Below are 14,181 nucleotides of genomic sequence, written 5' to 3' on the forward strand. Positions count from 1 at the left end.
CAGACTTGTTATAGGATCAAGCCTTACGGGCAATTAGTATCAGTTAGCTGAACGCATTACTGCGCTTACACACCTGACCTATCAACGTCCTGGTCTCGAACGACCCTTCAAGGGGATCTAGTCCCCAGGGATATCTCATCTTAAGGCGAGTTTCCCGCTTAGATGCTTTCAGCGGTTATCTCTTCCGAACATAGCTACCCGGCGATGCCACTGGCGTGACAACCGGTACACCAGAGGTTCGTCCACTCCGGTCCTCTCGTACTAGGAGCAGCCCCCTTCAAATATCCAACGCCCACGGCAGATAGGGACCAAACTGTCTCACGACGTTTTAAACCCAGCTCACGTACCTCTTTAAATGGCGAACAGCCATACCCTTGGGACCGGCTACAGCCCCAGGATGAGATGAGCCGACATCGAGGTGCCAAACACCGCCGTCGATATGAACTCTTGGGCGGTATCAGCCTGTTATCCCCAGAGTACCTTTTATCCGTTGAGCGATGGCCCTTCCATACAGAACCACCGGATCACTATGACCTGCTTTCGCACCTGCTCGACTTGTCGGTCTCGCAGTTAAGCACGCTTATGCCATTGCACTATCAGCACGATTTCCGACCGTACCTAGCGTACCTTCGTACTCCTCCGTTACGCTTTGGGAGGAGACCGCCCCAGTCAAACTGCCTACCATGCACTGTCCCCGACCCGGATCACGGGCCAAGGTTAGAACCTCAAACAAACCAGGGTGGTATTTCAAGGACGGCTCCACCGAAACTAGCGTTCCGGTTTCATAGCCTCCCACCTATCCTACACAGATCGGTTCAAAGTCCAATGCAAAGCTACAGTAAAGGTTCATGGGGTCTTTCCGTCTAGCCGCGGGTAGATTGCATCATCACAAACACTTCAACTTCGCTGAGTCTCGGGAGGAGACAGTGTGGCCATCGTTACGCCATTCGTGCAGGTCGGAACTTACCCGACAAGGAATTTCGCTACCTTAGGACCGTTATAGTTACGGCCGCCGTTTACCGGGACTTCAATCAAGAGCTTGCACCCCATCATTTAATCTTCCGGCACCGGGCAGGCGTCACACCCTATACGTCCACTTTCGTGTTTGCAGAGTGCTGTGTTTTTATTAAACAGTCGCAGCCACCAGTTTATTGCAACCCCTTCACCCTCCTGGCGCAGGCCAGTCAAGCTACAAGGGCGTACCTTATCCCGAAGTTACGGTACCAATTTGCCGAGTTCCTTCTCCCGAGTTCTCTCAAGCGCCTTAGAATACTCATCTCGCCCACCTGTGTCGGTTTGCGGTACGGTCATCGTTAGACTGAAGCTTAGAGGCTTTTCTTGGAACCACTTCCAATTGCTTCGCTCCCTAAGGAGCTCGCGCCACACCCTTGAATTACGCGCCCGGATTTGCCTAAGCGCCTTCTCCAATGCAGCGACCGGGACTTCCAACACCCGGACAACCTTCCGCGATCCGTCCCCCCATCGCATCTAACAATGGTGCAGGAATATTGACCTGCTTCCCATCAGCTACGCATTTCTGCCTCGCCTTAGGGGCCGACTCACCCTACGCCGATGAACGTTGCGTAGGAAACCTTGGGCTTACGGCGAGGGGGCCTTTCACCCCCTTTATCGCTACTCATGTCAGCATTCGCACTTCCGATACCTCCAGCACGCTTTTCAACGCACCTTCGCAGGCTTACGGAACGCTCTCCTACCATGCGAGCAAAGCTCGCATCCGCAGCTTCGGTATATAGCTTAGCCCCGTTACATCTTCCGCGCAGGACGACTCGATCAGTGAGCTATTACGCTTTCTTTAAAGGGTGGCTGCTTCTAAGCCAACCTCCTGACTGTTTTAGCCTTCCCACTTCGTTTCCCACTTAGCTATATTTGGGGACCTTAGCTGGCGGTCTGGGTTGTTTCCCTCTTGACACCGGACGTTAGCACCCGATGTCTGTCTCCCGTGATTGCACTCTTCGGTATTCGGAGTTTGCTATGGCGGGGTAATCTGCAATAGACCCCCCAACCATGACAGTGCTCTACCCCCGAAGGTGAGACACGAGGCACTACCTAAATAGTTTTCGGAGAGAACCAGCTATTTCCAGGTTTGTTTAGCCTTTCACCCCTATCCACAGCTCATCCCCTAACTTTTCAACGTTAGTGGGTTCGGACCTCCAGTACGTGTTACCGCACCTTCATCCTGGCCATGGATAGATCACCTGGTTTCGGGTCTACGCCCAGCAACTGAACGCCCTATTCGGACTCGCTTTCGCTACGCCTGCCCTATACGGTTAAGCTTGCTACTGAACGTAAGTCGCTGACCCATTATACAAAAGGTACGCCGTCACCCCTTACGAGGCTCCGACTGTTTGTATGCATGCGGTTTCAGGATCTATTTCACTCCCCTCCCGGGGTTCTTTTCGCCTTTCCCTCACGGTACTGGTTCACTATCGGTCGATCACGAGTATTTAGCCTTGGAGGATGGTCCCCCCATCTTCAGACAGGATTTCACGTGTCCCGCCCTACTTGTCGCACACCTAGTTCTTTCATACTGTTTTCGCCTACAGGGCTATCACCTGCTATGGCCGCACTTTCCAGAGCGTTCGGCTAACAATACAAATAAAGAGTGCAAGGCTCATCCCATTTCGCTCGCCACTACTTTGGGAATCTCGGTTGATTTCTTTTCCTGCGGTTACTTAGATGTTTCAGTTCACCGCGTTCGCTTCACTGGACCTATGTATTCAGTCCAGGATGACCCAAAAGGGCCGGGTTTCCCCATTCGGACATCTACGGATCAAAGCTCGTTTGCCAGCTCCCCGTAGCTTTTCGCAGGCTACCGCGTCCTTCATCGCCTGTGATCGCCAAGGCATCCACCACATGCACTTGTTCGCTTGACCCTATAACGAGTCTGTCTCATCGACAGCCGCTACAGGTTGAGTTCTCGCGTTGTGCCGTATTCCAAATTGAGTCAAACATAGAGTTCGAATCATCTTGAGATACATCGATACAATCACAACCCGGATAGTTTTCACGTCCATCTCAAGACGCTTCCGCTATCCAAATTACTTACTTCTTCCAGATTGTTAAAGAACGACAGCCGATATCTGTTGATATCCTCTGACTGGCTCAATCGCCAATGCAAAATTCTCGGTTCAGCGTGTGAACCAAGCACTTAGCGTTGGTGATTGGTGGAGGCAGACGGGATCGAACCGACGACCCCCTGCTTGCAAAGCAGGTGCTCTCCCAGCTGAGCTATGCCCCCATGAGTACAGATGCCTCAGGTACCTACCGCCAGACAATGGTGGGTCTGGTTGGATTCGAACCAACGACCCCCGCCTTATCAAGACGGTGCTCTAACCGACTGAGCTACAGACCCCTGAGTCTGTCTTTAAATTTACAGCCGATAAGCGTGAGCGCTCAACTTATGCGAGAAGCTCTGGAAAGGAGGTGATCCAGCCGCACCTTCCGATACGGCTACCTTGTTACGACTTCACCCCAGTCATGAATCCTACCGTGGTGACCGTCCTCCTTGCGGTTAGACTAGCCACTTCTGGTAAAACCCACTCCCATGGTGTGACGGGCGGTGTGTACAAGACCCGGGAACGTATTCACCGCGGCATGCTGATCCGCGATTACTAGCGATTCCAGCTTCATGCACTCGAGTTGCAGAGTGCAATCCGGACTACGATCGGTTTTCTGGGATTAGCTCCCCCTCGCGGGTTGGCAACCCTCTGTTCCGACCATTGTATGACGTGTGAAGCCCTACCCATAAGGGCCATGAGGACTTGACGTCATCCCCACCTTCCTCCGGTTTGTCACCGGCAGTCTCCTTAGAGTGCTCTTGCGTAGCAACTAAGGACAAGGGTTGCGCTCGTTGCGGGACTTAACCCAACATCTCACGACACGAGCTGACGACAGCCATGCAGCACCTGTGCGCCGGTTCTCTTTCGAGCACTCCCACCTCTCAGCAGGATTCCGACCATGTCAAGGGTAGGTAAGGTTTTTCGCGTTGCATCGAATTAATCCACATCATCCACCGCTTGTGCGGGTCCCCGTCAATTCCTTTGAGTTTTAATCTTGCGACCGTACTCCCCAGGCGGTCAACTTCACGCGTTAGCTACGTTACTAAGGAAATGAATCCCCAACAACTAGTTGACATCGTTTAGGGCGTGGACTACCAGGGTATCTAATCCTGTTTGCTCCCCACGCTTTCGTGCATGAGCGTCAGTATTGGCCCAGGGGGCTGCCTTCGCCATCGGTATTCCTCCACATCTCTACGCATTTCACTGCTACACGTGGAATTCTACCCCCCTCTGCCATACTCTAGCCTGCCAGTCACCAATGCAGTTCCCAGGTTGAGCCCGGGGATTTCACATCGGTCTTAGCAAACCGCCTGCGCACGCTTTACGCCCAGTAATTCCGATTAACGCTTGCACCCTACGTATTACCGCGGCTGCTGGCACGTAGTTAGCCGGTGCTTATTCTTCCGGTACCGTCATCCCCCGACTGTATTAGAGCCAAGGATTTCTTTCCGGACAAAAGTGCTTTACAACCCGAAGGCCTTCTTCACACACGCGGCATTGCTGGATCAGGCTTTCGCCCATTGTCCAAAATTCCCCACTGCTGCCTCCCGTAGGAGTCTGGGCCGTGTCTCAGTCCCAGTGTGGCTGGTCGTCCTCTCAGACCAGCTACTGATCGTCGCCTTGGTAGGCCTTTACCCCACCAACTAGCTAATCAGCCATCGGCCAACCCTATAGCGCGAGGCCCGAAGGTCCCCCGCTTTCATCCGTAGATCGTATGCGGTATTAATCCGGCTTTCGCCGGGCTATCCCCCACTACAGGACATGTTCCGATGTATTACTCACCCGTTCGCCACTCGCCACCAGGTGCAAGCACCCGTGCTGCCGTTCGACTTGCATGTGTAAGGCATGCCGCCAGCGTTCAATCTGAGCCAGGATCAAACTCTTCAGTTTAAACCTGTTACTGTTTTCGGTTCGGTTAAGAACCGGTCGCTCACTCAAAGCTGACAGGAATATGAATCACTTCATAAACCTGACTTACTTTAGTGTGAGACTCTTGATACTTTCGCTATCTGATCCGAGGATCAGCTCGCTGTCATCAAGCGCCCACACTTATCGGCTGTTAATTTTTAAAGAGCAATCTGCGAGGAACATCGTGTTTCCCGGCAGCGCTGCGTTTTCAGCAGCAGAGAAGCGAGATTATGAACCGTGTTTCGCAGTTCGTCAACAACTTTTTGCACTACGTCGTTGCGACCGCGGGGCTCAACTTCCGTACCGCCGAGGCCGTTCCTGCCAAGCCTCAACCGCACTGCTTCCCTTCCTCCCGCGCCGCGTTTCCGTGAGCGCGAAAGAGGCGTGATTCTATGCACCCGTCGGCAATCGCGCAAGGGGTTTCGCAAAAAATATAAGGCCCCGCACGCTGCCGCGTGCGGGGCCTTATAGGGAAGCGGCCGAACCGCCGTCAGTCCGTGCGCACCTGGCGCGCGACGATCTCCATATAGTGATCGAGATCCGGTGTCGCCTTGCCTGATTCCTTTGCCATATCGTCCCAACGGCGCAGACGCAGCGCATCCTCCGCGAACGGGCGCAGCAGGAATGCCGTCGCGTCCTCTTCACTGAAGATGCCGCCCTGCAACGCGAGACTGCGCACCGAGTCCGGCGACAGGCTCTCGAAGTAGCCGGCGTCCGTGCGGCACAGGCAGCGCTTCGCGTCGACGTGCAGCCGGATCGGCTCCAGCACCGCGTCGGAAAACAGCGGCCTCAGGAACGGCAGCACATAATACTGATGCAGATCGTCGATCCCGCGCGCGCTCGGCGTCTCGCCCCGGCGATTCAGCAGATGCCCGAGGTCGTGCAGGAACGCCGCCGCGACCAGCGGCTCGCCGGCGCCCGCCGCTTCCGCCAGCAAGCCGCTCTGCAACGCATGCTCGAGCTGCGTGACCGGCTCTCCGCTATAGGCCACATGGCCATGCTCGCGATACAGCCCGTGGATCTCCTCCACCGTCAATGCCATACGCTTACTCCCAAGGCAGCGAAAACGTCTTCAGGTTCGTGAAGCTCTTCATCGCCTCCTGGACACCTTCCTTGTAACCGAGCCCCGAATCCTTGATGCCGCCGAACGGCGACAGCTCGATCCGGTATCCGGGCACCTCCCACACATTCACCGTGCCGACGTTCAGTTCGTTCACGAGCCGCACGACGGCCGCCGTGCTGTCGGTACACACCCCCGACGACAACCCGAACGCCGTTCCGTTGCTGATCCGGATCGCGTCGTCGATCGTATCGAACGTGATCACCGGCGATACGGGCCCGAAGGTCTCTTCGCGCACGATCGTCATCGACGGATCGACGTTGTCGAGCACGGTCGGCGCATACAGCGCGCCGCGCCGCACGTTGCCGGTCAGCAGGCGCGCGCCCTGCGCGACCGCCTCTTCCACGCGCGCCTCGAACAGGTGCGCCGCCGCCTCGTCGATCACCGTGCCCATTTCGTTCGCGGGATCGAACGGGTCGCCGTACGTCCATGCGCGCGTCTTCTCGACCAGCAATTCGGTGAACGCGGGCGCGATCGAACGCTGTACCAGCATCCGCTTGACGGCCGTGCAGCGCTGACCCGAATTCCGGTACGAACCCAGCACCGCCAGCGACGCCGCGCGCTCGAGATCGGCGTCTTCAAGCACGATCAGCGGATCGTTGCCGCCCAGCTCCAGCACGATGCGCCGGTAGCCGGCCCGCGCGGCAATCGCCTTGCCGATCGCCACGCCGCCCGTGAACGTGATCAGCGACGCATGCGGATGCGTGACGAGTGCGTCCGCGATCTCGGCCGGGTCGCCGGTCAGCACCTGCAGCATCGGCGCCGGCAACCCGGCTTCGTACAGCAGGTCGGCCAGATAGAACGCCGACAGCGGCACCTTCTCCGACGGCTTCACCATCACGCGGTTGTTGGTCGCGATCGCCGGCGCGATCTTGTGCGCGACCTGGTTCATCGGATGATTGAACGGCGTGATCGCGACGATCACGCCGTCGAGCGGCTGCCGCTGCGAGAACACGCGGCGCGCCTTGCCGTGAGGCGTCAGGTCGCAGGAGAAGCTCTGCGCATCGTCGCGCAATGCCTCGACCGCCGCGAACTTCAGCACATCGGCGACGCGGCCGATCTCGTAGCGCGAATCCTGCTTCGACAGCCCCGATTCGAGCGTGATCAGATCGGAGGCTTCCTCGGTGCGTTCACGCAGCAGCGCGGCCGCCCGTTCGAGAATCTGCGAACGCTCGTAGCGCGTGAGCTTCGGCCGATAGGCCAGCGCGTAATCGAACGCCGCGCGCACGTCGTCGACGCTCGCGAGCGGCGCGGTGCCGACGCGCATGCCCGTGTACGGGTCCGTCACGTCGAGCGTACGCTCGCGCATCGCGCGCGTACCGCACCAGCGCAGCGCCTCCGCGCGAAACGCCGGGTGATCGTGTCGGGGATGCGCCATCATGTCGCGACCCGGTTCAGCACGAAATCGAACACGTCGAAATTGCGCGGGCGACGCGCGGGATCGTCCCGCTCGATACGCCGATTGAACAGCAACGGCACTTCCTGCTCCGACACGCCGCCGTGCGAACGCAGCGGCACGGTGAGGCCCGACAGGTCGTGTTCGCGCGCGCGCGTGCCGAGCGTCATGTCGCGGCGGCCGATCACGACGAGATCGCCGATCCGGTCGGCCGGCAGTTCGAATCGTGCGGCGGCTTCCGCGTTGTCGAGCACGAGCTCGACACCGTCGAGGCCGCCGACGCGCCACATCGCCTCGGCGCGGTCGACATCCGGCGCGAGATAGATCGTCGCGAACGAGCCGAGCGCGCCGTGATGCACGACGTACGGATCGGTGATCGGCAGGATCACGCGTGCGGACTGCGCGCCGTACCAGCCGTCGAACGCATCCTGAAGATAGATGACGTTCGGCCGGCCGGTCGCCGGGTCGTGCTTCGCGTTCATCCCGTGGTCGGCCGTGAGCCCGATCGCCCAGCCGAGCGCGTCGAGTTGCGCGAGGTAACCGTCCATCATCGCGTAGAACGCGTTCGCACCCGCGCTGCCCGGCTCGCACTTGTGCTGCACGTAGTCGGTGGTCGACAGGTACATCAGGTCGACCTGCCGCGTCTGCGCGAGCCGCACGCCGGCCGCGAACACGAATTCGGACAACGCCGCGCTGTAGACGTCCGGCGACGGCAGGCCGACCCAGTCGAGCACGTCGACGATGCCGTTTTCCGCGAGATTCGCCTGCGCGGCCTTCTCGGCGGAAAAGCAGATGCCGTGCATCTGCCAGCCGAGCAGCCGGCGCAGCTTGTCCTTCGCCGTCACGACGGCCACCCGCGCGCCGGCGTCGGACGCCGCCGCGAGCAGTGTGCCGGCCCGCAGGTAGGCCGGGTCGTTCATCATCACTTCGGCACCGCGCCCGCCGTCGGCGGCCGGATCCCAGAAATAGTTGCCGCAGATCCCGTGGACCGACGGCGGCACGCCGCAGACGATCGACAGGTTGTTCGGGTTGGTGAAGGTCGGCACGACGCAATCGCCGCGCCAGGCCGTGCCTTCCGCGATCATCCGGCCGATGAACGGCGCGACGCCCGCGTCCACCGCCTTTTCGAGATAGTCGTACTCGCAGCCGTCGACGCAGACGACGACGGTCGGCTCGACCGGCAACCGGTAGCGCCGGCCGTTGACGTCGACCGAGCGGCCCGCGAGATCCGTCGATGCACCGGCCGCCGACGCGTCACCGGGATGGCGCAATGCGAACGCGGCGTTCATGATGCCGCCCGCGTGCCGCGCGGCACCCGCGCCGCGATCAGCAGCAGCGCCGCGAGCGACGCGCCGAGCATCAGCAACGACAGCGCCGAGGCCGGCAGGTAGTAACCGCGCTCGACCTGCCCGATCACGACGATCGGCACGGTCGCGAAGCCGGGCGGATAGACCGTCAGCGTCGCGCCGAGCTCACCGAGCGACAGGGCGAAGCCGAGCGCGAGGCTCGCGCGCAGCGCCGGCACGAGCTGCGGCAGCAGCACGCGGCGCAGCACCATCGCGGGCGGCGCACCGAGGCTCGAGGCGGCTTCGCGCAGCACGGTCAACTCCGGACGCAGCGCGGCGGCCGCGCAGCGATAGCAGAACGGCAAGATCAGCGCGAGCTGCACGAGCACGACGATCGCCGCCGAGCTCGACAGGTCGAGCGGCTTCTGGTGATACGCGATCAGCACCGCGAGCCCGAGCACGACGCTCGGCACGCCGTTCGGCACCATCACGAGCGCGTCGACCACCGCGCCGAGGCCGCGCCGGTCGCGCCCTTCGAGCGCAAGCGCGAGCCACAGCCCGAGGATCGTGCCGATCGCCGACACGCCGAAGCCGATTTCGAGGCTCGTCAGCAGCGCGTCGTATTCCGGCGACCCGAGCCGCTCGAACCAGCGCAGGCTGTAGCCGGCCGGCAGGATCGTGCCCGACCATTGCGTCGACACGCTCGACAGCGCGACGACGACGACCGGCAGCACGAACAGCCAGAAGCACGCGAACGCGGCGAGCGCGAGCGCGGCGCGCGTCGCATGCTTGAGCAGCGCGTCGCTCCGGCCGATCCGGTGGCGCGGCACGGCTTGCCCGATACGAAATTCAGCGGACATCGTTCCCTCCCGTCGCACGCCGGTTCACCCGGCGATAAACCGCGTACAGCGCCAGCGACAACGCCAGCATCACGACCGCGCCGGCCGATGCGGTCGGCAGGTCGAGATCGACGGTCGCGCTGCTGTAGATCGCGACCGGCAGCGTGACGAGCCGCGCGCTGCCGAGCACGAGCAGAATGCCGAACTCGTTCAGCGTCAGCAGGAAGCACAGCACGGTGCCGGCGGCAATGCCCGGCCACGCGATCGGCAGCACGACGCGACGCGCGAGCATCCAGCCGGGCGCGCCGAGGCTGCGCGCGGCCTCGATCAGACGCAGGTCGAGCGTCGCGAACGACGCGAGCGTCGGCCGTACGACGAACGGCGTGTAGAACACGGTCTGCGCGAGAATCACGCCGCCGATGCCGAACAGGAAATCGAGCGGCGGGTTCTCGAGATGGAACAGGTGCTGCAGCGCGATGCTGATCGACCCTTGCGAGCCGTACAGGAAGATCAGCGTGAACGCGACGAGAAACGACGGGAACGCGACGTACAACTCCAGGAAGCGCGTGACGAGCGACGCGCCCGGGAACGGCTTGAAGAACAGCAGCGCGGCCAGCAGCACGCCGAGCACCGATGCGGTGCCGGCGCTCGCGAACAGCACGCCGAGCGTCGTCAGCAGCACGCCGCGCGTATCGGGATTGCCGAAGAAGGTCCGGTACGCGGCGAAACTCAGCCCGTGATCGCCCGACAGGCTCAGCAGCACGAGCCGCACCAGCGGATAGACGACGAGCGGGCCGAGCACGACGATGGCGAGCGCGGCCAGGTGCAGGTCGCCCCTGCGCTTGCGGCGCCGCGCGGCGGCGGCATGCGCGGCGGCCGACGCGAGCACGTGCGGCGGCAGGCCGGCTTCAGGGCTCGATAAGGACGACATCGTCTGCCTCGCAATGCAGGGACACGCGCGCACCGCGCTCGGGGGCCGCGCCGCGGCCGCGTTGCATCGTGACGCGCACGGGTTCGTCGGGCGCCGCGTCGATCACGACCGCGATCGACAGGTCCGCGCCCTGCCATTCGACGGACGACACGGTGCCGTGCAGGCCGCCCGCGGCGGGCGGCATCACGGTCAGGCGCTCGGGGCGCACGCAGGCGACCTTGCCGCGCACTTCGTGGCGCGGATCGCCGAGCGGGAAGATCACGTGCGGCGGCAGCAGGTTCGCCGGGCCGAGATAGCGGGCGACGTAGCCGTCCCGCGGCGCGTCGTACAGCTGCTGCGGCGTGCCGAGCTGCGCGATGCGGCCGTCGCGCATCAGAAGCGCGCGGTCGGACAGCACGAGCGCGTCGTCGCGGTCGTGCGTCACGCAGACGACGGTCAGGTTCGGCAGGCGCTCGTGCAGCGCCTTCAGTTCGCTGCGCACCGATGCGCGCAGGTTGGCGTCGAGCGCCGACAGCGGCTCGTCGAGCAGCAGCACGTCCGGCTCGATCACGAGCGCGCGCGCCAGCGCGACGCGCTGCTGCATCCCGCCCGACAGCTGCGCCGGCAGATGATGGCCGGCATCGCCGAGCTGCACGAGCTTCAGCGCGTCGGCAACGCGGCGCGTCACTTCCGACGACGCCATGCCGCGTGCGCGCAGCCCGAATGCGACGTTCTCGAACACCGACAGGTGCGGGAACAGCGCGTAATTCTGGAACAGCAGACCGAGATTGCGCTTGTGCGGCGGCGCATAGGTCAGATCGCGTCCGGCCACGGTCAGCGTGCCGGTCAGGCCACCGGCCTTCACGAACCCGGCGATGAAGCGCAGCAGCGTGGTCTTGCCGCAGCCGCTCTTGCCGAGCACGGTCAGAAATTCGCCGGCACCGATCGACAGCGACAGATCCTCCAGCACCGTGCGTGCGCCGTAGCGCACGCTCAGGTGTTCGATCTGCACGCCGCCCGGCGCGCCGGACCGCAGCGTCGCGCGCGGTTCGGCGGCGCCGAATGCGCCGGGATGGGTCAGGGCGGTTTCCACCGGGTTCATCCTCTTGCTCGCTAATACGGGCGGCGTGCGCCGATCACTTCGGCTTGACGACGTCGAGCGGCTTGCCCGAGCTGCCGATCACGTCCTTCTTCCAGCGCTCGATCCACACCGGCTTCTTCGCCATCACCTGGGTCCAGTCGACCGGGATCAGCTTCACGCCCGCGATCGCCTTCTTGACCGCTTCGCCGTTCTTGCCGGCCAGCGGCACGTCCGTGCGGCCCGGGATGCCGTACATGTCCGGCACCTTCGACTGCACGTCCGTCGACATCAGGTAGTCGATCAGCTTCTTGCCGGCATCCTGGTTCGGGCCGCTCTTGATCAGGCCGATGCCGTACGGGAGCTGGAACGTGGTCGGCTGGTCGCCGTCCTTCGCGGCCAGGAAGATCGGCTTGACGGACAGCGCGCCGTGTTCGGCGTCGTCGAGGTCCATCTGCAGGTCGCCGTTCGCGACGCTGATTTCGTTGCGCGACAGCAGCACGTTCAGATAGCCCGTGCCCTTCGTATGGAACTTCACGCTCTGCGACAGCTTCGCGAGGTAGTCGAATGCCTTGTCCTCGCCCATCAGCGACGTCGTCAGGATCAGCACGGCCATCCCGTCGCCGGCCGTGGCCGGGTTCGAGTACGCGACCTTGCCCGCGTAGGCCGGCGACAGCAGGTCGGCGAACGTCTTCGGCTGGTTCTTCACGACGTCCGGGTTGATCGCGAACGAGAAGTAGTTGTTCACGAACGTCGCCCACGTGCCGTCCTCGGCCTTCGCGATGGCCGGCACGTTCTTGTAGTTCACGCTCTGGTACGCCTGCAGCAGGCCCATCTGGCCGGCCTGCTGGATGAACGGCGGCAGCGTGACGATCACGTCGGCCTTCGGGGAATTCTTCTCGATGTTCGCGCGGTTCACGACCTCGCCGCTGCCCGCCGTCACGATGTTGACCTTGACGCCTTCCTTCTTCTCGAAGGCCGGCAGCACGTCGCGATAGAGGTTCTCGAGGCCGTCCGCCGTGTACAGCACGACCGCGTTGGCCGCCTGCGCCGGCATCGCGGCGCCTTGCAGCAGACCGGCGGCGCAGGCGGCCAGCGCGAGCTTGCGGAACACGCCGGCAGTGGCGCGCGAGGGTTTCTGCAGTGTCATCTCACTTCTCCGTAGGCGGAACACCAAACGGCCGGGGCACGATCCGGCTCTCCTGTTATCTCCGGGCTGGCCGACCGACGGCCTGCCGCGCCGCCGCACTGCGGTGGGTTGCGCGCGGCAACCGAAGGATCACAGCGTTCGATGACAAACCCGTGACGAATGCCACAATTTCCAAAAAATGACACATTTTGCCAATATCATGCAAGTCATTCAGAAATGCCGCCCGGCATTTCGTTCGACTGCCGCTGGAGAAAAACCATGTCCGATCCGATTCTGCTCACGCCCGGCCCGCTCACCACGTCCGCCACGACACGCCACGCAATGCAACATGACTGGGGCTCGTGGGACGCCGCTTTCAATCGGCTGACGGCCAGCGTCTGCGCCGACCTCGTCGCGATCGCGCAAGGCGGCGACGCGTACGTGTGCGTGCCGATGCAGGGCAGCGGCACGTTCTCGGTCGAGGCCGCGCTCGGCACGCTGGTGCCGCGCGACGGCGTCGTGCTCGTGCCCGACAACGGCGCGTATTGCGCGCGGATCCTGAAGATCCTCGGCCGGCTCGGCATCGACGCGATCGCGTTGCCGTTCGGCGAGGACGCGGCCGTCGACGCGGCCGCGGTCGAGGCCGCGTTCGCGCGCGCGCCGCGCATCACGCACGTCGCGCTCGTGCATCTGGAAACGAGCGCCGGGATCCTGAATCCGCTCGATGCGATCGCGGCCGTGTGCCGGCGGCACGGCAAGCGGCTGATCGTCGATGCGATGAGTTCGTTCGGCGCATTGCCGATCGCGCTGGCGGACAGCGGCATCGACGCACTGGTCTCGGCAAGCGGCAAATGCCTCGAAGGGGTGCCGGGGATGGGATTCGCGATCGTGCGGCGCGACGCGCTCGACGCATGCGAAGGCAACTCGCCGTCGCTCGCGCTCGACCTCCACGACCAGTACGCGTACCTGCGCAAGACGGGCCAGTGGCGCTTCACGCCGCCGACGCACGTGATTGCCGCGCTGCGCGCCGCGCTCGACCAGTACCTCGCCGAAGGCGGCCAGCCGGCGCGCGGCGCACGCTACGCGGACAACTGCCGGACGCTGGTCGAATCGATGCACGCGCTCGGCTTCGTGCCGTTCCTCGACGCGCGCGTGCAGGCGCCGGTGATCGTCACGTTCCACGCCCCCGACCATCCGGCCTACGATTTCCGCCGCTTCTACGACGCAGTGCGCGACGCGGGCTTCATCCTGTATCCGGGCAAGCTCACGCAGCGCGAGACGTTCCGCGTCGGCTGCATCGGCGCGATCGACTCGGGCGATATCCGGCGCGCGGTCGCGGCGATCGCGCAAGCCGTCGAATCGCTCGGCATCGCCTTGCAGCGCGCCTGAGCGCAGTGCGCCGGCCGGCACGCCCGCCGGCGCCGCACGCAAAAAA

Annotated in this window: 8 protein-coding genes, 2 tRNA genes and 2 rRNA genes; 1 reads left to right on the forward strand and 11 read right to left on the reverse strand. The window is 62.8% G+C overall.

Annotation, left to right across the window (positions count from 1 at the left end):
- Positions 1-12 precede the first annotated feature (12 nt).
- The 11 genes from AC1VVG_RS18430 to phnS all read right to left on the reverse strand — a co-directional run bounded on the left by AC1VVG_RS18430 (position 13) and on the right by phnS (position 12,767).
- Positions 13-2,894 (reverse strand): 23S ribosomal RNA (locus AC1VVG_RS18430).
- A 289-nt stretch (positions 2,895-3,183) separates the two neighbouring features.
- A tRNA-Ala gene (locus AC1VVG_RS18435) sits at positions 3,184-3,259 on the reverse strand.
- A gap of 37 nt (positions 3,260-3,296) precedes the next feature.
- Positions 3,297-3,373, reverse strand: a tRNA-Ile gene (locus AC1VVG_RS18440).
- 64 nt (positions 3,374-3,437) lie between these two features.
- Positions 3,438-4,970: ribosomal RNA gene (locus AC1VVG_RS18445) — 16S ribosomal RNA — on the reverse strand.
- The 16S and 23S rRNA genes sit together here with 2 tRNA genes alongside, the layout of an rRNA operon.
- A gap of 508 nt (positions 4,971-5,478) precedes the next feature.
- A complete protein-coding gene (locus AC1VVG_RS18450) occupies positions 5,479-6,030 on the reverse strand; it encodes a phosphonate degradation HD-domain oxygenase (protein ID WP_343727290.1) in 552 nt (183 codons plus the stop codon).
- Between the two features lie 4 nt (positions 6,031-6,034).
- On the reverse strand, positions 6,035-7,489 hold the full coding sequence (phnY, locus tag AC1VVG_RS18455) for a phosphonoacetaldehyde dehydrogenase (protein WP_482835998.1): 1,455 nt from the start codon (positions 7,487-7,489) through the stop codon (positions 6,035-6,037).
- Positions 7,486-8,793, reverse strand: coding sequence for a phosphonoacetate hydrolase (phnA, locus tag AC1VVG_RS18460; RefSeq protein WP_059558909.1), 1,308 nt, complete (start codon positions 8,791-8,793; stop codon positions 7,486-7,488). Before phnA ends, phnY begins: the two co-directional genes overlap by 4 nt.
- The gene (phnV, locus tag AC1VVG_RS18465) at positions 8,790-9,650 is read right to left on the reverse strand and encodes a 2-aminoethylphosphonate ABC transport system, membrane component PhnV (RefSeq protein WP_034187832.1); all 861 of its coding nucleotides are present in this window, start codon (positions 9,648-9,650) and stop codon (positions 8,790-8,792) included. The genes phnA and phnV overlap by 4 nt, the downstream gene beginning before the upstream one ends.
- Positions 9,640-10,560, reverse strand: coding sequence for a 2-aminoethylphosphonate ABC transporter permease subunit (phnU, locus tag AC1VVG_RS18470; protein WP_034187831.1), 921 nt, complete (start codon positions 10,558-10,560; stop codon positions 9,640-9,642). The genes phnV and phnU overlap by 11 nt, the downstream gene beginning before the upstream one ends.
- Complete coding sequence (gene phnT, locus AC1VVG_RS18475) at positions 10,538-11,641, reverse strand: 2-aminoethylphosphonate ABC transport system ATP-binding subunit PhnT (RefSeq protein WP_482835999.1); 1,104 nt, start codon at positions 11,639-11,641, stop codon at positions 10,538-10,540. Before phnT ends, phnU begins: the two co-directional genes overlap by 23 nt.
- Positions 11,642-11,675: 34 nt before the next feature.
- Entirely contained in the window at positions 11,676-12,767 is a 1,092-nt protein-coding gene (phnS, locus tag AC1VVG_RS18480; protein WP_301741413.1) for a 2-aminoethylphosphonate ABC transporter substrate-binding protein, read from the reverse strand.
- Positions 12,768-13,025: 258 nt separating this feature from the next.
- Here phnS and AC1VVG_RS18485 point away from each other — a divergent pair, with 258 nt between their 5' ends.
- Positions 13,026-14,135, forward strand: coding sequence for a 2-aminoethylphosphonate--pyruvate transaminase (locus tag AC1VVG_RS18485; RefSeq protein ID WP_482836000.1), 1,110 nt, complete (start codon positions 13,026-13,028; stop codon positions 14,133-14,135).
- The last annotated feature ends 46 nt before the right edge of the window (positions 14,136-14,181 follow it).

It is taken from the genome of Burkholderia sp. L-4 (assembly GCF_056856535.1).